The organism is Cyclobacterium qasimii M12-11B, from assembly GCF_000427295.1.
Taxonomy (GTDB): domain Bacteria; phylum Bacteroidota; class Bacteroidia; order Cytophagales; family Cyclobacteriaceae; genus Cyclobacterium; species Cyclobacterium qasimii.
The window spans coordinates 22,226-40,702 of record NZ_ATNM01000172.1 but is presented as its reverse complement, the minus strand read 5'-3'; the positions used below and the strand labels follow the sequence as shown (position 1 = coordinate 40,702).

The window sequence follows — 18,477 nt, the reverse complement described above, 5'->3', positions numbered from 1 at the left end:
AAGGTTGCAGTTTTAAATTAAACCACAACCCTTTAAATTCCATCGGATAGTATTGAATTACAAAATAAGGATCAACAATAAAATAATGATGATGGCTCCTGTAGAAATATAGATCCCACTACCACGCTCCTTGGCTTCTTTATTGATCTCTCTCAGTTCTTTGCGAACTTCTTTTCTTTCACTTTTATCCATGGCCTTAAAATCCATGGCTTTGATTTCCAGAATTCGGCTATCTAACTCTTCCAGCCTTGCCTGATCTTCAGCACTCAATTCCTTCTTTTCCGGATTATTGTCTCCGTCCTTGGCCATAGCGGCAGGTGCCAGAGTTGTAAATAGTAATGCAAATGATAAAAAGTAAGCTATCTTTTTCATATTCGTTATAGTTATTGTTAAACCCTCATTAATTCTTAATTAGCGCGCTTTTTATGTTCTCGCACAAAAGATTTAATTATCAATAACCTTACCAATTTAATTGATATCGTTGATCTTATGCTAAAAGGAGCCACAATACCTCATTTCTAACAGCTCATCCATTACCTAAAATTCATTAACTTGGGCTAAAATTGTTTGTATATTTACCTAATTAAAGTAGCGCAAAACTTCAAAATCATACCTACAAATGTCTAAAGGCAACAAAAAACTATTCTTACTGGATGCTATGGCACTGATTTACAGGGCACATTTTGCTTTCAGCAAAAATCCGAGGATCAATAGCAAAGGGTTAAACACCGGAGTCATGCTGGGCTTTACCAATACGCTACTGGAGATCCTGGAAAAAGAAAAGCCTTCCCATATAGCGGTAGTTTTTGACACTTCTGCCCCTACTTTTAGGCACGTACAATTTGAAGCCTATAAGGCCAATAGACAGGCACAACCTGAGGATATAGCTGTAGGCATACCTTGGGTAAAGCAAATCGTTAAAGCTTTTAATATCCCAACCCTTGAACTGGATGGATATGAAGCAGATGACATCATCGGAACCCTTGCAAAGCAAGCCGAAAGAAGCTGCTATACAGTCTACATGATGACCCCAGACAAGGATTATGGGCAGTTAGTCGATGAACATATTTTCCTCTATAAACCTGCATTTATGGGCAATGCCGTAGATGTAATGGGGCCCAAGGAAATTTGCGAAAAATGGGACATCGAAAATGTGGACCAGGTAAGAGATATGCTGGGATTAATGGGAGATGCGGTAGACAACATCCCAGGAATTCCCGGAATTGGCGCCAAAACAGCGGTTAAGCTGCTCAAAGAATACGGAACCGTTGAGGAGTTGATAAAAAATACGGACCAATTAAAAGGGAAACAAAAGGAAAATGTAGTCAACTTTGCCCAACAGGGAATTCTTTCCAAAGAGTTGGCGACCATCATGATAGATGTTCCCATAGAATATCATGCAGATGATTTCACAATTGAACCTCCTAATGAAGAAACCCTAAAAGCCTTATTTGCTGAACTGGAATTCAGAACCCTCTCTAAAAGAGTCTTTGGAGAAGGTGTTAAAAAGTCCAAAATAAAGGTAGATGAACAATTGGGTCTCTTTACCGGAAATGACAAACCTGACGCAACTTCCAATAATGAAGCCGAACAAGATCCTCCAATAGCTGAATCTGAGGCATTGGACACAATTTATAGCCGTCCTCATGATTACCACACAGTAGAAGGCGAAACTGCCATTGCTGAATTGGTTGGCTATCTTTTGAAACAAAAGAAATTTGCTTCGATACAGAAACTACTTCAATTAATCCCAATAAGGCTGAATTGGTAGGGATTTCTTTTTCCTACATCACTTCAGAAGCCTACTATATCCCCTTTCCTGAAGAAAGAGAGGCCGCAGATAAAATTCTCGCACAACTTCAGCCTGTGTTTGAAGCGGAAGACATTCTGAAAATCGGCCAAAACATCAAATACGATATTTTGGTATTGATGAACTATGGAATTGCTGTAAAAGGAAAACGCTATGACACCATGTTGGCCCATTACCTGATAGAGCCAGAAGGCAAACATTCCATGGATTGGTTGGCGGAGCAATACCTAAATTACAAGCCAGTTTCCATAGAAAGCCTGATCGGTAAAAAAGGTAAAAACCAAGGAACCATGCGGGATGTAGCCCCTGAAGAAGTGGCACCATACGCATCCGAAGATGCCGACATTACCCTGCAATTAAAAACCAAGCTAGATCCAATCATCAAAGAAAATAACCTCGAAAAGCTCTTGCTAGAGGTAGAAAGCCCTTTGATTGAAGTATTGGCAGCCATGGAGTTTGAAGGGATAAAAATAGATACTGAAAGCCTGCAGGAAATGTCTGTAACCCTTGAGAAGGAAAGCAGGGAAATTGAGGCAAGGGTATATGAATTGGCTGGGGAGACTTTTAACCTGGCTTCTCCAAAACAGTTGGGAGAAATACTTTTCAACAAACTTGAGCTGGATGCAAAAGCCAAAAAACCAAAACCGGCCAGTATGCAACCGGTGAGGAGGTACTTAGCAGACTTGCTGGTGAACATGAAATTGCTCAGGCGATCCTGGATTTTAGGCAATTGGTGAAATTAAAGTCTACTTACGTAGATGCCCTTCCTGCTTTGATCAATCCTAAAACAGGTAGAATCCACACCACCTATAACCAATTTGTAGCTGCCACAGGGAGACTTTCTTCCAACAATCCAAATCTTCAGAACATCCCTATCCGAACTGCAAGAGGTAGAGAAATACGGAAGGCATTTGTCCCAAGAGATGAAAACCATTCCATTCTTGCCGCGGATTATAGCCAGATAGAATTGCGCATCATGGCGGCATTCTCTCAGGATGAATCTATGATAGAAGCATTCAAGCAAGGGCGTGACATTCATGCAACTACTGCTGCCAAAATTTTCCAGGTACCTCTTGAAGAAGTTACCGGAGACATGAGAAGAAAAGCAAAAACAGCCAATTTTGGAATCATCTATGGCATCTCTGCCTTTGGTTTGTCCCAAAGACTTAAGATCCCAAGGGGAGAAGCCAAAGAAATTATTGATGCCTATTTCAAGGAATTCCCTGCAGTAAAGGATTACATGGATCAATGCATAGAGAAAGCGAGAAAAAACGAATACGTGGAAACCATCTTAGGTAGAAGAAGGTACCTCAGAGATATCAACAGCAGGAATGCAACCATGAGAGGTTTCGCAGAAAGAAATGCCATCAACGCTCCTATTCAGGGATCGGCTGCCGATATGATCAAACTGGCCATGATCCATGTTCAGGATTGGATGATTAAGGAAAACCTTAAATCTAAAATGATCCTTCAGGTACATGATGAATTGGTTTTTGATGCGCATAAGGATGAAGTGGAGCTTTTGAAAAAAGAAATCCCCCTATTAATGGCCAATGCCATAAAAATCGCTGTGCCACTGGAAGTTGAGGTAGGTGTAGGCAAAGACTGGTTGGAAGCCCATTAATTTCGCTGTACGAATCTTGGTTCAACCCTGAAACTTAGCGCTAAAATTAAAAGACCTGGGGAGTCAGGTTTCCAGAATAATTATTGAATTACCGAAAGCTCATCAACAATACTTACTGTGGCTAAAATAAAATCTGCCTTTTTTTGTCAAAACTGTGGCGTAGAAAGTGCCAAGTGGACTGGAAAATGTCCTTCCTGTGGGGAATGGAACACTTTCGTGGAAGAGGTCATCCAGAAAGAAGAAGTTCAACGTGGAAGCTGGAAGGCAAGTGGTAAAAGCACTAAGAAAGCCAACCAACCCAAACCTCTTCGGGAGATAACCTTTGAGGAACAATCCCGCTTGATGACGGGAGATATTGAACTGGATAGGGTACTTGGCGGAGGAATAGTACCAGGATCACTGGTTCTTATAGGTGGCGAACCAGGGATTGGCAAGTCTACCCTCATGCTGCAGATTGCCTTGATGCTTTCAAATACCAAGGTATTGTACGTTTCCGGTGAGGAAAGCGAAACCCAGATAAAAATGCGTAGTGAGCGCATGCAACATCATTCGGATGAGTGCTTTATACTTTCAGAGACCAAAACACAACATATTTTTCAACAAATTGAATTGCTGAAGCCAGACCTTCTGGTTATCGATTCTATCCAAACCCTCCACAGTCAATACGTGGAATCGCCAGCAGGATCAGTAAGTCAAGTCAGAGAATGCACCGCCGAGCTGATGAAGTTTGCCAAAGAAACGGGAACACCCGTCTTTCTAATTGGCCATATTACCAAGGACGGTACCATCGCAGGACCGAAGATCCTGGAGCATATGGTAGATACAGTCTTGCAGTTTGAAGGAGACCGTCACTTGAGCTATAGAATCCTTCGAACTTCCAAAAACAGGTTTGGATCTACCAATGAATTGGGCATTTATGAAATGCATGCCAATGGATTGAGGCCCGTCACCAATCCTTCCGAAATATTGATGACTCAACGGGACGAACAATTAAACGGAGTGGCAATAGGTGCCATGCTGGAGGGTAACAGACCCTTATTGATCGAAATCCAATCGCTGGTAAGTCCAGCCACTTATGGCACGCCCCAAAGGAGCAGTACGGGTCATGACGCCAAGAGGCTGAACATGTTGCTGGCAGTTTTAGAAAAAAGAGGAGGCATGCGATTGGGGCAACAGGATGTATTTCTCAATGTTGCCGGAGGAATAAGAGTGGATGACCCAGGGCTGGATTTGTCTGTTGCGGCTTCTATTATTTCCTCCTACGAGGACAAAGCGATTGATCCTGGGATTTGTTTTGCAGGAGAAATTGGTCTTGGAGGGGAAGTGCGTGCCGTAAACAGGATAGAAAACAGGATTGCAGAAGCGGCAAAAATGGGTTTCAAGAAAATCATGCTTTCCCGATACGCCATCAAAGGCCTTGATTTAGGCAAATACCAAATAGAGGTCGTTGCAGTAAGTAAGCTGGAAGAAATGTACCGCCATATATTTTTATAGCAGTACATCTATTCCAGCGTAAACATTTTCTACTATTCTTATTTAGGTTTTCTACCACCAAAGGCAGCAAAACAGGAATTCTTGTGCAAAATCTCGGCTCCCGTAAACCCAACTTTCTCCATAAGGTTGAGTTGATAGACCAAAGACCTGGGGCTGTCTTCTTTTGCTATATAGGCAAAAACGTCCTTTCGGTATTCTGGTCCTTTTAATTTTTCCAAATAGCTACCGTACCAGTTCCACATCATTTGCTGAATTTGAGGATCATCGTGAATAACTAGATCTGATATCCAAAAGCTGCCTCCGGGCGCCAGCAATTTAAATATTTTGGCGAAGACATTCTCCCAATCTTCATCCTCTCTCAAGTGATGTAAAACAGCCGCTGCTACTATAATATCGTATTTCCCTTCTTCCAATTTCGCATCCCGAAGATCCGCTTGTATGGTCTCCACCGTCCCTGTTGTTGCCCACGTCACCCTGTCCTTGGCCCTGGTTAGCATGGGTTTGCTAAGGTCCAGTAAATCACTGTTCATCTGTGGGAATTGCTCCAAAATCTTTAAGGAAAGATTTCCGGCACCACATCCTATGTCCAATAAATTTTTTGCTTCTGGATTACAAGATAAAGCTGCATTCGCAATTAATTCCATGCATAATGGGGCATCAATTGTCGCTTGCTGCCCAGTCTCTAGATTGGAAAAGCGCTCAACATCTTTGTCAAATCTTTCTTTAATTTCTTTTACAGTAGATTTGCTTTGCATGAGGTTATTTTGGTTTTATTTACATTAAACATCTATGATTTTAACGATTTAATCCAACAATTACAACATTTCGGCCAATTTCTATTTGCATAAAAAGAAAAAATTGTCATAACAACCTACTTAAAAGAGAGTTACATAAATTCAATTTACTATTTGATTAATCCCGAAAAAATTGAATTATTTTCTTTTTCAAGGTGAACAACATGCCCATTAATGATTGCTATATTCTTTTACCTTTTGCTGACAGGTAAAACAAAGGGGTATCATCCAGGTCAGGATGCATGTTGGGCGCATTTCCTTCGGTGAAGATTAGGATCGGAAATTGATGAACTTGCCCCTGATATTGCATTTCTGTAGCAACAGCCAAATAGCCTTCTTTCAACATTTGTAGCACCTTGGCACTGTCCAATTGTTCTAAGGGAATGACTTCAGGCCAAATTTCACCCTTTTCAAGTGTCATTCCTTTTGCCTCTATTTCCTCATGCCCATAGTATACAGACAGGTCTCCCCAATCAGCAATACTCCCCTCCAAAACCAATACGCTATCCAAAAACACCTCGCTACTTTTTATCCCAATGTCTGTGAGGTATTTTTTGTCAACAGCCGTAGTTTCCACATTTTTTATCAACAAGTCCATCAGCTTGGAATCATTTTCCGGTATGGCATGGTAAGCTTCCTCTGTATACTGATCGAAACTTCCCGTAGCAATCTCATACAAAGCATTTAGAAGGATCATAAAATTTAGCTGCCGGATATATTGCTTCTCACGATCCCCGGAATAGGCCCCCGATTCTATCAAAATGGTGCTGGTACCCCACTTTTGGATATTGTCACCAAAAGCCCTGGGTTCAAAACTGTCATCGTATTTACCTACCTGACCCGGAATTACCTGCTGTAGCAATTGATCCATGCCGGCAATCACTTTCATGGCCCTACTTCTTACGGCATTCACTTCACGATCCTCATTGTAAGCAGGAGCAAGAAAAGAAATCGTAGCAGGAAGTGCTGTACCTTCTACATTATAATACCTGTTTTGGTCGTGAAGGTTGAAGCCAAATTCAGGTTCAAAATCATCTCTGGCAGTCTTAAGGACAAAGCCTTCAGGAGTACTTTGGCGAACAGCATCCCGGTTTAGGTCTATTTGCTGGGCATTCCGCCTAACAAACTTCTCAGCACCATCGGGATTCAACATGGGAATAAACCGAAGCAACAAATTTTCCCGAAGGGCTGAACGAATGGACTCAAAGCCGTCATCAGCTGAGCCTTCAAGGAAATTAAAAAGATCGAAAAGCGCCATGGTGGCGGTGCTTTCATTGCCATGCATCTGAGACCAAAGCAGCACTTTGCGTGTGCCTTCGCCATAAGTCAGTGCATTAATGGGTCGGCCTTCCACGGATTCCCCAAGTACTGTTGTTTCAAATATTTCCTTTCTTCCGGCAATCAAAGGCGCAATCACCTCATAACCATAACGCCTGTTGTCAATTTCCGGGGCTTTGTATTTGGCATAGGCATCCTCGAGAAGCGCTGGAGGGATACTATCAGTGCTTTCCTTTGCAGGCTGACAACTGTAGCATAAAAAAAGGATGACAATAAAAAGCACACTTATTCCAGAAGAAGTTTTCATAAGGCTACTGAATCTTGGTTACTATGTAAATATGGCGAAATTTAATTAAATTCAAGTCCTGAAATAAGCAAACAGCAACAAGACGAATTTAATAAGGTACTGCCATTGTCAACCGATTACCAGTCAGTTTTTTACCTATAGGATATACTTGTAAAATCCCATTCGATCATTTTATGAAACTAGAAATACTACCATACAAACTGCCATTGAAACACACCTTCACCATCGCACATCAGAGCAGAGATGTTCAAGATACCTTGGTGGTAAAGCTGAGTGCTGGTGAGCATTATGGACTTGGCGAGTCTACTACCAATCCATTTTATGGGATGACTTTAGAAAATATGCAGTCCTGCTTGAAACTGGTAGCAGAAAAACTGGTCCCTATGGACCCTATCCATCCAGAGCAACTTTGGGCTATTACGGCACCTTTATTTAAAGACAATCCCTTTGCTCAATGCGCCCTGGACATCGCTGCCTGGGATTTGTATGCCAAGCTACAAGGAAAGAAACTGTACGAATTGCTTGAACTTGACCCGAAAAAAATACCAGTAACCAATTTCACCATAGGCATTGCTCCTATTGCTAAAATGGTGGAGAAAATGCAGGAACAAAAATGGCCTCTCTATAAAATCAAACTAGGTACTGCAAATGACATGGAGATCATCAGGGAGTTACGGAAACACACCGATGCAGCTTTTAGAATTGATGCCAACTGCGCCTGGAATGCGGACCAAGCCATCTCCTACTCAAAAGAATTGGCCGAACTGAATGTGGAGTTTATGGAGCAACCTCTACCAAAAGACGACTTTGAGGGAATGAAGAAAGTATTTGCCCAAAGTGCCTTACCTGTAATCGCAGATGAGAGTTGTATTACCGAAGGGGATGTGGCCAAATGCCAAGGCTATTTCCATGGCATCAATGTGAAACTGGTCAAAGCCGGAGGAATCACGCCTGGACTAAGGATGCTAAAAGAAGCCAAATCTCTTGGCATGAAAACCATGGTCGGCTGCATGACAGAATCTTCGGTGGGCATTTCCGCCATTGCCCATATTGCTCCTTTGCTGGACTATGTGGACATGGATGGCGCCATGCTTTTGTCTAAAGACATTGCAAGTGGGGTGGAAATTTTCGAAGATCATGTGGCTTTTCCAGACAGGAACGGAACAGGTGCCTTACTATTATAAACCAATTATTCACCATGAGCCAATCCTATTTTACAGATCTTCCTGACAGGGAAATTTTTTATGAAGGAAAACCCTACCTCCACTTTAGTGGCACTTCCTATCTGGGCATGGGCAGTCAGCCTGAATTCAGGAAACTTCTGATTGATAGTATATTAAAGCATGGCCCAAATCATGGTTCCAGCCGAAACAGCAATGTAAAATTGCCTATTTATGATGCTTTTGAAACGTACTTTGCAGATGCTGCTGAGGCTGAAAATGCGGCATTGTTGAGTAGTGGCTATATGGCTGGGCAACTTGCATTAAACACCCTTGGACAAATAGTAGACCTGACCTGGACTGCCCCCGAGACTCATCCGGCCATTACCTTTGGCAATCAACAGCCATCGAACCTTTCCCACAAACAATGGCAAAAAAGGTGCATTGCTAAATCCCATGACCTAATGGGACAAAAGATATTATTGCTTTCCAATGCTGTAAACCCACTAATCCCCGAGGTTTATGATTTCAAATGGACAAAAAAACTTTCTTCCGCCAATAAGTATTACCTGCTAATCGACGACAGCCATGCATTTGGCATCCTTGGAAAAGGTCTCTTTGGCACCTATTCACAATGGAAAAATCTTCCTGTGGAACTGATGGTTTGCGGCTCTCTGGGCAAAGCACTTGCCCTTCCGGCAGGCATTATTCTTGGCAGTCAGTCATTGATTCAACAGGTTAGGGAAAACCCTGTCTACCGTACCTCCTCCCCTCCTGCTCCAGCATTTCTAAATGCATTTCTAGAGGGTCAGGATATCTACCAAAGCCAGCAACAAAAACTAAATAAAAACCTCCTGTATATGTTCTCCGCTGTTTCTCAGCTGGAAGAATTTAAAATGTTGCCCGAGTATCCAGTAATTTCCTTTGCCCCTGAACACTGGGTAGATGAATTGCATCAAAAAGGGTTTGCACTCTCTTCCTTCCCCTATCCATTTCCCGCCAGCCCGCCAGTTAACCGGATTATTTTGTCTGCCTGGCACCTGCCCACTGATCTGGAGGCGTTGGCCGACGCGATTGGGGTCATTGTTTAGTAATAATTGTTAATTATTAATTGTTAATGGGAAAGGGGTAGTTGTCGTTATTCGGTAGAATTTTGGCGTTTACTTTCAGTAACCGCCAAGGTAGGACAAGTGTTGGGGTAACCATTAGCGATAAACAACATTTATAATTATTAATTAATAAATTGTTAATGGTTAATGAAAATGTTGGTATCGTTTTTTAGTAAGGGGTTGCCGTTTATTTTCCACATATGTAAAACGATATCTTTTTTTGCGTAAGCAAAAATAGAACCTGTCCAATCAAAACAACCTTTGAGGTTTAATACAAGCGTTAGGGTAACCAATAGCGATAACCAACATTAATAATTAACAATTAATCATTAATAATTATAAAAGATTATGAAGGAGAACATTGTTAAAACTAAGAGTTTTGCGTTTGCGGTCAGGGTAGTCAAGTTATACCAGTTCTTGTGTGAGCAGAAGAAAGAATTTGTTCTTTCGAAGCAACTTTTAAGGAGTGGTACAAGTGTTGGAGCGATGGTGCGGGAAAGTGAGCATTCTGAAAGCAAGAAAGATTTCATCCATAAATTGGCAATTGCTCAAAAGGAAATAAACGAAACGATTTATTGGCTCGAACTTTTAAAAGAAACAAACTACCTAGGTGAAGAACAATTTTCAAGCATCAACGCAGACGCTATTGAGTTAATTAAGCTCGTTACTAGTATTTTAAGAACAACGAAGAATAATTGTTAATGGTTAATTATTAATTGTTAATGAAAAAGGAATGGCCATCGTTTATAGTGAGGATTTGACGCTTCCTTTAAGCAATCGTAACCGGTATCGGTTTTACTTCGTAAAAACTGGCCCTATCCTTTTAGTATGACTTCTACAAAGCAGAAACAGTGTGAAGATAACGTTTCACGACAACAAACATTAACAATTAACAAAGGAATGGTTATCGTTAAAAGCGAGGATTTGACGCTTCCTTTAAGAAACCGTAACCGGTATCGGTTTTTACTTCGTAAAAACTGGCCCTATCCTTTTAGTACGACTTCTACAAAGCAGTGCCAGTGTGAAGGTAACCTTTCACGACAACAAGCATTAATAATTAACAATTGATCATTAATAATTAAATAGGAATCGTTAAAGCGGTATCGGTTTTTACTCCGTAAAAACTGGCCTTATCCTTTTAGTCCGACTTCTACAAAGCAAAAACAGTGTGAAAGTAACGTTTCACGACAACAAACATTAATAATTAACAATTAATCATTAATAATTAAAACCTAGCCTCTCAAAACAACTTCTACAAAGCAGAGTAAGTGTTAATGCAATGTTTCACGATAACCAACATTAACAATTAATAATTAACAATTGATAATTGATAACCCTCAAGGTATTCCTTCGGCGTGGTATGCCATTCGGAGAGTCTGCTGACTTCGGTGTCCATACATTGATAATAGAAATCATACAACAGCTTGCTTACTTCTTCTGGGAGCTTTACTTTTTGTTGGTCTCCATCTAGGTAAGTTTCCCAATTGTTCCCATTTTGCTCTTTAGTGATTTCAAGCATGGCGAAGGATACAGGCAGTCGGGCAGATTTTACGCGGCTGAGTTGTTCGGGATGCTTTCGGACTGCTTTCTCTGCCTTGTCAAAGAGCACATTGTATTTGGCTAATAATTCGGGGTTGAGGAAACTGTCTTTTTCTTGTTTTGGACTTCCAAAAATCGACATTTTTCTTCCTGTAAATCCCTGGTTATTGTCATGAAGCAGGTCAATGTATTCTTTCACAAAAGGGGCAGCCTTTCCATAATAGGCGTTAAAGAAACCATCCATCTCCTGGTCCGCATTCAGGTCTGGATTCCAAAGCAGTTTGGACAAGAGGTAGGCCCTTATCTCTGCAGATTCACCACCGGACTGAATATTGCCCTGGGCAAATACGGCACTGACATTGTTGTCACGGAGAAAGGATATATTTGGTTGGAGGGTACGGAGATTAGGAAAAGGGGCGAGCAAATTCGCAAATTGAATGTTGTAGTCCCAAATCAGGATATTGTCTGTAATCTGCCCCCAACCTTTCAAGTCATTGCTGAAGTCTGGATCTCCCGTTTCCATCGGTTCATTTCGAGTGCTCTCTATGCTACAAAGCATGATATTGACATTTTCACGAGGCACGATATCCTTGGGTGGTACGCGAGTATATTGGTAAGCCAGGGTGGAAATGATTTTATCTGGAAAACGCTCCGCTACCTTATTAACGAAGCTCAACATAGATCCCATCCCTAATGCAGGGTATTGGCCACCATGGGTAGCATACATTTTTTCCTCAGGGGCAAAAGCGGCAAACTTGGCGTCCAAAGCCGCACAGTGTTCACATTGGCAATAATTTACATTGTCATTTTGGCTAACGGACCAATACAAGGCTTCCGGTTTGTTATCGATGGCTTTTTGAAGGTTTTCGCACACGATCTCAAGAACATCTGGATTGGTTAGGCAAAGTTGGGATTCGGGTTGCACACTCTTTCCATCCCAGGATGGCACCATTCCAGGATGTCGCTTCCCTTCGTAAAAGCTGAAATACTCAGGATGACTTTCCCCATATTCTTCTGGATTGAGGAAATTATGAAAAGTATGCACCCAATAGCCCCATTCAGCAGGAATATTTCCCCGCTCCGTATGGGAATGCAACTTGTGCCAATCCATAAACTTTGGGTCATAAGCATCATTATAAAACACCTCTCTAAAAGAGAAATCCGGTACCTGCAAATCATCTATTGCCGGTATTTTGATTGTTTTTTCTCGGGTATAACTTCGAAGGTTGAAGTATATTTTTTACAACCCAGGTACTGCTCCAGAAAAGTATAGACAGCATACTCAACGCCTTTTTTTGGTCCTCCAGTCAGGATAAGTTGCTTGCCATTATTTCCAATATACAACCCATCTTTACCCATTTGGTCATAAGGCAACTTGGCAGTCTCGGGACGACTCACTTTTCCTACGAGTATTTCATTATTACCAGGAAGTCCCCGGTCCTGCTTTACGGGAAGTTTGGCGCCAGAGATTTTGTATAAATAGTGTTGCAAAACCTTGGCTCCCTGAATCTCTTCGACAGTAGGTTGCTCGGGTATTATGATGGTAAAGTTAGATTTTCTGTTTTTGACTAAGGTAAGCTCCTGCGCTATACTGGAAGCGAAAAAAGAAAAAGTCAGTAGCAGTCCGATTATCGTTTTCATAGGAATTTTAGGCTATTGAAAGTATTGGTTACAACGATCAGAAATATACAACAGAAGGAGGGAACCTGCAAGAGCCTAAAGGTCTACCTCAAAGGAACAATATGCCTACTTTTCATTGGTGAAAACATTTTTCTACAATTTCCTTACACAAACCTGTCACAATTACGCCCTTACCATACCTAAAGATGTATATACAAAGCACCTTAGAAATAGGCACAATACTTGTTACTAAAGGATTAAGTTAAACCCTAAAAACATTTACTCCATGTATAAATTAGTAGTCATTCCTTTAGCTCTTCTGGTCTTTTTTGTCGTCTCTCCTAGCCAGGCCCAGTTCACGATAGATGCCGAGACCGGTTTGGCATTCCCAGGTTACAATGATGTGCGTATCCCCAATACTACCGGGACATTATTTAGTTTTCAGGACGATTTTGAAGCCCAGGGACCTGTTATACCTTACCGAATAAGGTTGGGCTATACATTCAATGAAAAGAACCATATTTTTGCACTTTATGCACCACTTGGAATTAATTATGAAGGCACTGCCAATAGAGACATCAACTTTGAGTCCAGCGTTTTTGGACAAGGACAGGCTTTGGATGGCTATTATCAGTTCAACAGTTACAGACTGACTTACCGTAGGGACATTATTGCTTCTGGAAATTGGTTGGTGGGTGTTGGCTTCACCGGTAAAATCCGTGATGCGCAGGTTCGTCTGGCCAATGACCAAGGGCTTAGCGACCAAAAAGATGATTTAGGCTTTGTGCCTTTATTGCACCTGTACACCGCCTATGATATGGGAGGTGAAAACTTGATTTATTTTGAAGGAGATGGTCTGGCCGGAGGTCCGGGAAGGGCTTTTGACTTGTTTTTGGGAACAAAACTTCCGCTAACAGACCATATTGCCCTAAAAGCAGGCTATCGCTTTTTGGAAGGAGGCGCTGAAGTTGACGAAGTGTACAATTTTACTTTGGTTCAATTTGCCGTGGCAGGATTATTTATTCAATTGTAATCCTTCTCTCTAAATCAATCCACCTCGCCAGCTTGCTGGGTTTGTTTTTCGTACAAGGAAGCATAAGCCCCTTTGATAGCCATCAATTCAGCATGATTGCCTTTCTCAATAACGGCACCATCATCTAGTACGATAATCTGATCGGCAAGCTTGGCGGAGGAAACCCGATGGGATATAATAATGGAAGTCCGGTCTTTCATGATCTTTTCAAGGGCATTTAAGATCGCATTTTCCGTCTTGGTATCTACTGCAGAAAGACAATCGTCCAGCAAGAGAATCTTTGGAGACTTCACAATGGCTCTGGCGATGGAGACCCTTTGCTTCTGACCACCTGATAGCGTCATTCCCCTTTCTCCCAGTCTGGTTTCAAATCCTTGAGGAAATTCAATGATATTATTATAGACATCGGCATCTTTTGCAGCTTGTTCTATCTGCGCCATATCAAGCGACTTGCCCATGCCAAACCCAATATTATTGGCAATGGAATCACTGAATAAAAACACATCCTGAGGGACATAACCGATTTGCTCTCTGAGATTGGCAATGTCATAGCTTCTGATGTCATGGTCATCCAGCAGAATCCTGCCTTCAGTGGCATCATAGGTCCGCATAAGAAGATTGGCAATGGTAGACTTTCCAGAACCAGTGGTACCAATGATGGCCAATGATTTGCCCGCTTTGATTTCAAAACTCACCTTATCTAATGCCCTTATACCTGAATCAGGATAGACAAAAGAGAGGTTTTGCACTTCTATATGGCCATTGATTTCTTTTTCCAGGTGCTCTGTACTTAAAATATCATTTTTCTCATCCAGGAACTCATTGATTCTGGATTGAGAAGCAGCGGCTCTTTGCACAATACTCGTAACCCACCCCAGAGAAGTCACTGGCCAGGTTAGGATGTTGACATATAAAATAAATTCTGCGATCACACCATATCCTATGGCACCCTCTATCACTTGAATTCCTCCGACATAAACAGTAAGTATGGTACTAAGTCCAATCAATGCCATGATCAGAGGAAAGAATAAGGATTGCACCTTGGTAAGTGATATGGATTTTTCTTTATAGTCTTCGCTTGCTTTTTGAAACTGGTTGGCGCTGTCTTTTTCCCTAACAAAAGATTTGATCACCCTAATGCCTGAGAAGGCTTCCTGTACAAAAGTACTTAATCCTGAAAGGCTCCGCTGTATCTTTTCCGAGCGCTTATTGATCATATTATTGACCAAATAAATACTTACTGACAAAACCGGCAGAGGCAACAGTGAATATAAAGTAAGAGGTACATTCACGGTGAACATATAGCCGATCACCATTGGAAACAAGATGATCAGGTTAATGCCATACATCAGTGCAGGCCCCAGGTACATTCGAACCTTGGAAACGTCCTCAGTGATCCTTGCCATTAGGTCACCCGTGCTGTTTTGCCTGAAAAAGGCTAAAGGTAGCGTTTGATAATGGGCATAAATTTCATTTTTGAGGTCATATTCTATCAACCTTGACATCGCAATGATCGTTTGGCGGATAAGAAACAGAAAAAGTCCTCTCAACAGGGCCATGGCGAGCATAAGCAAGCCGAAAATCAAGATGTATTTCAGAAACTCAGACCTGGAAGCTTCTTGTACTACTTCACCATCATCAAATACTTGATAATAGCTAAAACTTTCTACCACATAATCGATGGCAATCCCGACGAGTCGCGCCGGAATTATCACAAAAAAGTTTGAGATAAATGTAAAAACTACTCCTAAAAAAAGGTATAGCTTATATTTATATAGATATTTATTTAATCTCCAAAGGGGCTTCACAAAATAAATGACTTTTTAAACCACAATATCTTGAATAATATTGTGTTATATTGCAAATGAAAGGCAGATGAAATACATTAAATTCTGTACACATCTGTTTTTAACTGAACTCAAATATAACATATTATAAACATCAAAGTTCAATGGCGGCAATCAAAACGGAGGAAAAACCGAAGATAAATGAAATCTATGCCCAGATGGAGGAAATGGAGCATGAGCAGTTAGTTATTTGCTATGACAAACCAACCGGTCTAAAAGCCATAATTGCTATACATAACACAGTACTGGGTCCTTCACTTGGTGGAACCAGAATGTGGCATTATACCAATGAAGCAGATGCGATTAAAGATGTGTTGCGGCTTTCCAGGGGAATGACCTTTAAAGCATCTATATCAGGGTTGAATATTGGCGGTGGAAAAGCCGTCTTGATAGGAGACCCTTCTTTAAAAACAGAGGCTTATCTAAGGAGGTTTGGTCGGTTTATTGAAAGTTTAGGAGGCCGGTACATCACCGCCGAAGACATGAACACCCAAACTGCGGACATGGAATACATTGCCATGGAAACAAAGCATGTGACAGGATTACCTGAAAGCAAAGGAGGAGGTGGAGATCCGTCCCCTGTAACGGCCTACGGTACCTACTTAGGCATGAAAGCAGCTGCAAAAAAAGCTTATGGCAGTGATTCACTAAAAGGAAAAAGAATCCTGATCCAAGGCGCCGGTCAAGTAGGCAAACACCTGGCAGAACATTTAAGCAAAGAGGATGCAATACTAATGGTGGCCGATATCAATGCGAATAGAGTGGCTAAGGTGGCCGCATCGACAGGTGCAAAAGTCGTCTCAGCAGCTTCGATTCAGGACATTCCGATGGATATCTTCGCCCCTTGCGCAATGGGAGGTCAGCTCAATGACCAGACCATCCCCGTATTGACATGTGATATAGTAGCTGGTGCAGCCAACAATCAATTGGACAACGAACAAGTACATGCCAGAATGCTAATGGAGCATGGAATACTCTACGCCCCTGACTTTCTCATTAATGCTGGTGGTTTAATAAATGTCTATCAGGAATATCAGGGAAATTACAAGAAGTCTCTAGCGATAGAAAAGGCCGAAAAAATATATGACACTTGTCTAGCTGTATTTGATTTGGCTACTTCCGAGGGAATATCTCCTCATGAAGCGGCGCTTCAAAAAGCCCTAAAAAGGATAAAAGATATCGGGCAATTGAAAATGTCATGGTAGGATCCGTGTTTTTTACAGCATGTGAGATCAAATATTTGTCCTTTGCAGGTACATTTACTAATTTGCAGAAAATTTAGTTTCGGCGAGGAAAGGCTGCTTCTGCCCTACTTGTCATATACCACTTATCACGTTCTTTAATTTCAGTTAATGTTAAATAGGAGAATCCTCAGAGTAAAAGCATTTCAAACGTTGTATGCTTTTCACCAGTGCAAACTGTCCAATGCAAATCTGGCACAAGACTTAATAAAAGAAGCCTTTCTACCAGATCTTAATTCTATGGAGGTACAAGACAAGAGTTTCCTTAAAAAAGAAGCAGAGCGTTGTATTCAGGTTTTTATCAAAAACAGAGATCAAGCACAACTTTCATTGGAAAAAAGCGACAATGAAAAGGTAAAAGAAACAGCGGTAAAGGCCCTTGCATTTTATAATTCAAACAATAAAAAGGACAAGGAATTTTTACGAACAAATATGTTGACCGCCGTGGAAAACATTCCTGGTTTGTATTTGTTTGCGATAAGTATGTTGGTAGCATTTGGGGAACATGTTCGAAAGGAAAAATTAAAAAAGAGAAAACTTGAGGACCAACCTGCAATCACTCTTCCTGCAGCCTATAATCTTGGTTCAAATAAGGCCTTGTTGATTATAGAGCAAAACCATTCTTTCAAAAAAGATTGTCTTAGATTTGATGTAGACATAGAAGAATTGGAGCTGGAGATAAAAGAATGGTACAGAGAACTGGTTAAGCCTCACGAGGATTACCAGAAATACATGACCATTGAAAATCCGAGTTTCGAGGAGGATAAAGAAATTTTACAGGTTATCATTAAAAAGATCATTTTTAAGCTAGGGGCTCCTTTAAGCTTCTTTCAGGACAGAGATTTGAATTGGTCAGAAAACAAATCGATTGTTAAGAGTTTGTCTTCAAAGGTTATAAAAAACCTTACAGGCTCTGAAGATGAAGCAGATGAGATCCTTCCGGAATTGGCAATAAACTGGGAAGAGGACAAAGAATTCTTTCAGGATATTTATAACTTTACCGTTGCCTCAGAAAAGGAATACAGTGAGTTAATTGCCAATACCACAAAAAACTGGGATGTAGAAAGGATCGCTTTAACAGACAGGGTAATACTTATAATGGCTTTATCAGAAATGGTAAACTTCTCAAGTATCCCTACCAAAGTGTCCATAAATGAATATATTGATATTTCCAAAACGTATAGTACTCCGAAAAGTAAGCAATTTGTGAACGGACTTTTAGATACATTGTCAAAAGAACTAACCGAAAACGGAAAAATACGTAAGAGTGGTAGAGGGCTTATAGATAATAAATAAAAACACAAAATGGGTAAAAAAGGTAATTCATTATTCGCATTTGCTTTAGGGGCAAGTTTGGGTGCTACTCTAGGGGTGCTTTTTGCACCTGATGCCGGAAATAATACTAGAGATAAATTATCCTACAGACTAGCAAAATACCGCAATGAGCTGGAAGACCTGATCAATGAACTGATAGATGAAAAACATCTACCGGACAATATTGCCAGATCTGAAGGAGATAAGGTCATCACAGAGGCAAAATCCAAAGCAGAAAATTTGCTAAATGATGTCAATAAACTTATTGACCAAATCAACAACGACAACAATAAAAATTAAAAACAGT

Annotated in this window: 14 protein-coding genes and 1 pseudogene; 9 read left to right on the top strand and 6 right to left on the bottom strand. The window is 41.0% G+C overall.

All coding sequences use genetic code 11. The features are described from left to right. Positions 1-57: 57 nt before the first annotated feature. Positions 58-372 (bottom strand): hypothetical protein, encoded by a 315-nt coding sequence (locus ADICYQ_RS21485; protein WP_020891958.1) that lies wholly within the window; start codon positions 370-372, stop codon positions 58-60. A gap of 247 nt (positions 373-619) precedes the next feature. Between ADICYQ_RS21485 and polA the strand changes: the two are divergent. Beyond that, positions 620-3,434 (top strand): annotated as a pseudogene (polA, locus tag ADICYQ_RS21480) (DNA polymerase I). Between the two features lie 117 nt (positions 3,435-3,551). Next, positions 3,552-4,928: a DNA repair protein RadA gene (gene radA / locus ADICYQ_RS21475; RefSeq protein ID WP_020891954.1), complete on the top strand. Its 1,377-nt coding sequence runs from the start codon at positions 3,552-3,554 to the stop codon at positions 4,926-4,928. Positions 4,929-4,966: 38 nt separating this feature from the next. Here the strand turns inward: radA and ADICYQ_RS21470 are convergent, their stop codons facing one another. Together ADICYQ_RS21470 and ADICYQ_RS21465 are read right to left on the bottom strand one after the other, a co-directional pair. Next, complete coding sequence (locus tag ADICYQ_RS21470; protein ID WP_020891953.1) at positions 4,967-5,683, bottom strand: class I SAM-dependent methyltransferase; 717 nt, start codon at positions 5,681-5,683, stop codon at positions 4,967-4,969. A gap of 220 nt (positions 5,684-5,903) precedes the next feature. Continuing rightward, positions 5,904-7,307 (bottom strand): M14 family metallopeptidase, encoded by a 1,404-nt coding sequence (locus tag ADICYQ_RS21465; protein ID WP_020891952.1) that lies wholly within the window; start codon positions 7,305-7,307, stop codon positions 5,904-5,906. 173 nt (positions 7,308-7,480) lie between these two features. Between ADICYQ_RS21465 and ADICYQ_RS21460 the strand changes: the two genes are divergently transcribed. The 3 genes from ADICYQ_RS21460 to ADICYQ_RS21450 all read left to right on the top strand — a co-directional run bounded on the left by ADICYQ_RS21460 (position 7,481) and on the right by ADICYQ_RS21450 (position 10,278). Beyond that, positions 7,481-8,491 (top strand): dipeptide epimerase, encoded by a 1,011-nt coding sequence (locus tag ADICYQ_RS21460; RefSeq protein ID WP_020891951.1) that lies wholly within the window; start codon positions 7,481-7,483, stop codon positions 8,489-8,491. A 14-nt stretch (positions 8,492-8,505) separates the two neighbouring features. After that, positions 8,506-9,558 (top strand): aminotransferase class I/II-fold pyridoxal phosphate-dependent enzyme, encoded by a 1,053-nt coding sequence (locus tag ADICYQ_RS21455; protein WP_020891950.1) that lies wholly within the window; start codon positions 8,506-8,508, stop codon positions 9,556-9,558. 366 nt (positions 9,559-9,924) lie between these two features. Next, complete coding sequence (locus tag ADICYQ_RS21450; RefSeq protein WP_040417513.1) at positions 9,925-10,278, top strand: four helix bundle protein; 354 nt, start codon at positions 9,925-9,927, stop codon at positions 10,276-10,278. Between the two features lie 604 nt (positions 10,279-10,882). Here the strand turns inward: ADICYQ_RS21450 and ADICYQ_RS21445 are convergent. Next, positions 10,883-12,289 carry a glycoside hydrolase family 20 protein gene (locus ADICYQ_RS21445; protein WP_020891949.1) on the bottom strand — a complete coding sequence of 469 codons (1,407 nt, stop codon included), beginning with the start codon at positions 12,287-12,289 and terminating at the stop codon, positions 10,883-10,885. A 5-nt stretch (positions 12,290-12,294) separates the two neighbouring features. Further along, positions 12,295-12,756 carry a hypothetical protein gene (locus ADICYQ_RS29085; RefSeq protein WP_020891948.1) on the bottom strand — a complete coding sequence of 154 codons (462 nt, stop codon included), beginning with the start codon at positions 12,754-12,756 and terminating at the stop codon, positions 12,295-12,297. A gap of 265 nt (positions 12,757-13,021) precedes the next feature. On the opposite strand from ADICYQ_RS29085, the gene ADICYQ_RS21440 reads away from it, so the two are divergent. Beyond that, positions 13,022-13,768, top strand: coding sequence for a hypothetical protein (locus ADICYQ_RS21440; RefSeq protein WP_020891947.1), 747 nt, complete (start codon positions 13,022-13,024; stop codon positions 13,766-13,768). Positions 13,769-13,782: 14 nt separating this feature from the next. Here the strand turns inward: ADICYQ_RS21440 and ADICYQ_RS21435 are convergent, their stop codons facing one another. Continuing rightward, positions 13,783-15,576, bottom strand: a complete 1,794-nt coding sequence (locus tag ADICYQ_RS21435; RefSeq protein ID WP_040417510.1) for an ABC transporter ATP-binding protein — start codon at positions 15,574-15,576, stop codon at positions 13,783-13,785. Between the two features lie 143 nt (positions 15,577-15,719). Between ADICYQ_RS21435 and ADICYQ_RS21430 the strand changes: the two genes are divergently transcribed. The 3 genes from ADICYQ_RS21430 to ADICYQ_RS21420 all read left to right on the top strand — a co-directional run bounded on the left by ADICYQ_RS21430 (position 15,720) and on the right by ADICYQ_RS21420 (position 18,470). After that, positions 15,720-16,820 carry a Glu/Leu/Phe/Val family dehydrogenase gene (locus ADICYQ_RS21430; RefSeq protein WP_020891945.1) on the top strand — a complete coding sequence of 367 codons (1,101 nt, stop codon included), beginning with the start codon at positions 15,720-15,722 and terminating at the stop codon, positions 16,818-16,820. A 147-nt stretch (positions 16,821-16,967) separates the two neighbouring features. Then, entirely contained in the window at positions 16,968-18,152 is a 1,185-nt protein-coding gene (gene nusB, locus ADICYQ_RS21425; protein ID WP_040417507.1) for a transcription antitermination factor NusB, read from the top strand. Between the two features lie 9 nt (positions 18,153-18,161). Next, positions 18,162-18,470 (top strand): YtxH domain-containing protein, encoded by a 309-nt coding sequence (locus ADICYQ_RS21420; protein WP_020891943.1) that lies wholly within the window; start codon positions 18,162-18,164, stop codon positions 18,468-18,470. The last annotated feature ends 7 nt before the right edge of the window (positions 18,471-18,477 follow it).

Coding starts and splice junctions, on each gene's coding strand:
- ADICYQ_RS21485 (WP_020891958.1), bottom strand. CDS start 372: ATGAAAAAGATAGCTTACTTTTTATCATTTGCATTACTATTTACAACT.
- ADICYQ_RS21470 (WP_020891953.1), bottom strand. CDS start 5,683: ATGCAAAGCAAATCTACTGTAAAAGAAATTAAAGAAAGATTTGACAAA.
- ADICYQ_RS21465 (WP_020891952.1), bottom strand. CDS start 7,307: ATGAAAACTTCTTCTGGAATAAGTGTGCTTTTTATTGTCATCCTTTTT.
- ADICYQ_RS21460 (WP_020891951.1), top strand. CDS start 7,481: ATGAAACTAGAAATACTACCATACAAACTGCCATTGAAACACACCTTC.
- ADICYQ_RS21455 (WP_020891950.1), top strand. CDS start 8,506: ATGAGCCAATCCTATTTTACAGATCTTCCTGACAGGGAAATTTTTTAT.
- ADICYQ_RS21450 (WP_040417513.1), top strand. CDS start 9,925: ATGAAGGAGAACATTGTTAAAACTAAGAGTTTTGCGTTTGCGGTCAGG.
- ADICYQ_RS29085 (WP_020891948.1), bottom strand. CDS start 12,756: ATGAAAACGATAATCGGACTGCTACTGACTTTTTCTTTTTTCGCTTCC.
- ADICYQ_RS21440 (WP_020891947.1), top strand. CDS start 13,022: ATGTATAAATTAGTAGTCATTCCTTTAGCTCTTCTGGTCTTTTTTGTC.
- ADICYQ_RS21430 (WP_020891945.1), top strand. CDS start 15,720: ATGGCGGCAATCAAAACGGAGGAAAAACCGAAGATAAATGAAATCTAT.
- nusB (WP_040417507.1), top strand. CDS start 16,968: ATGTTAAATAGGAGAATCCTCAGAGTAAAAGCATTTCAAACGTTGTAT.
- ADICYQ_RS21420 (WP_020891943.1), top strand. CDS start 18,162: ATGGGTAAAAAAGGTAATTCATTATTCGCATTTGCTTTAGGGGCAAGT.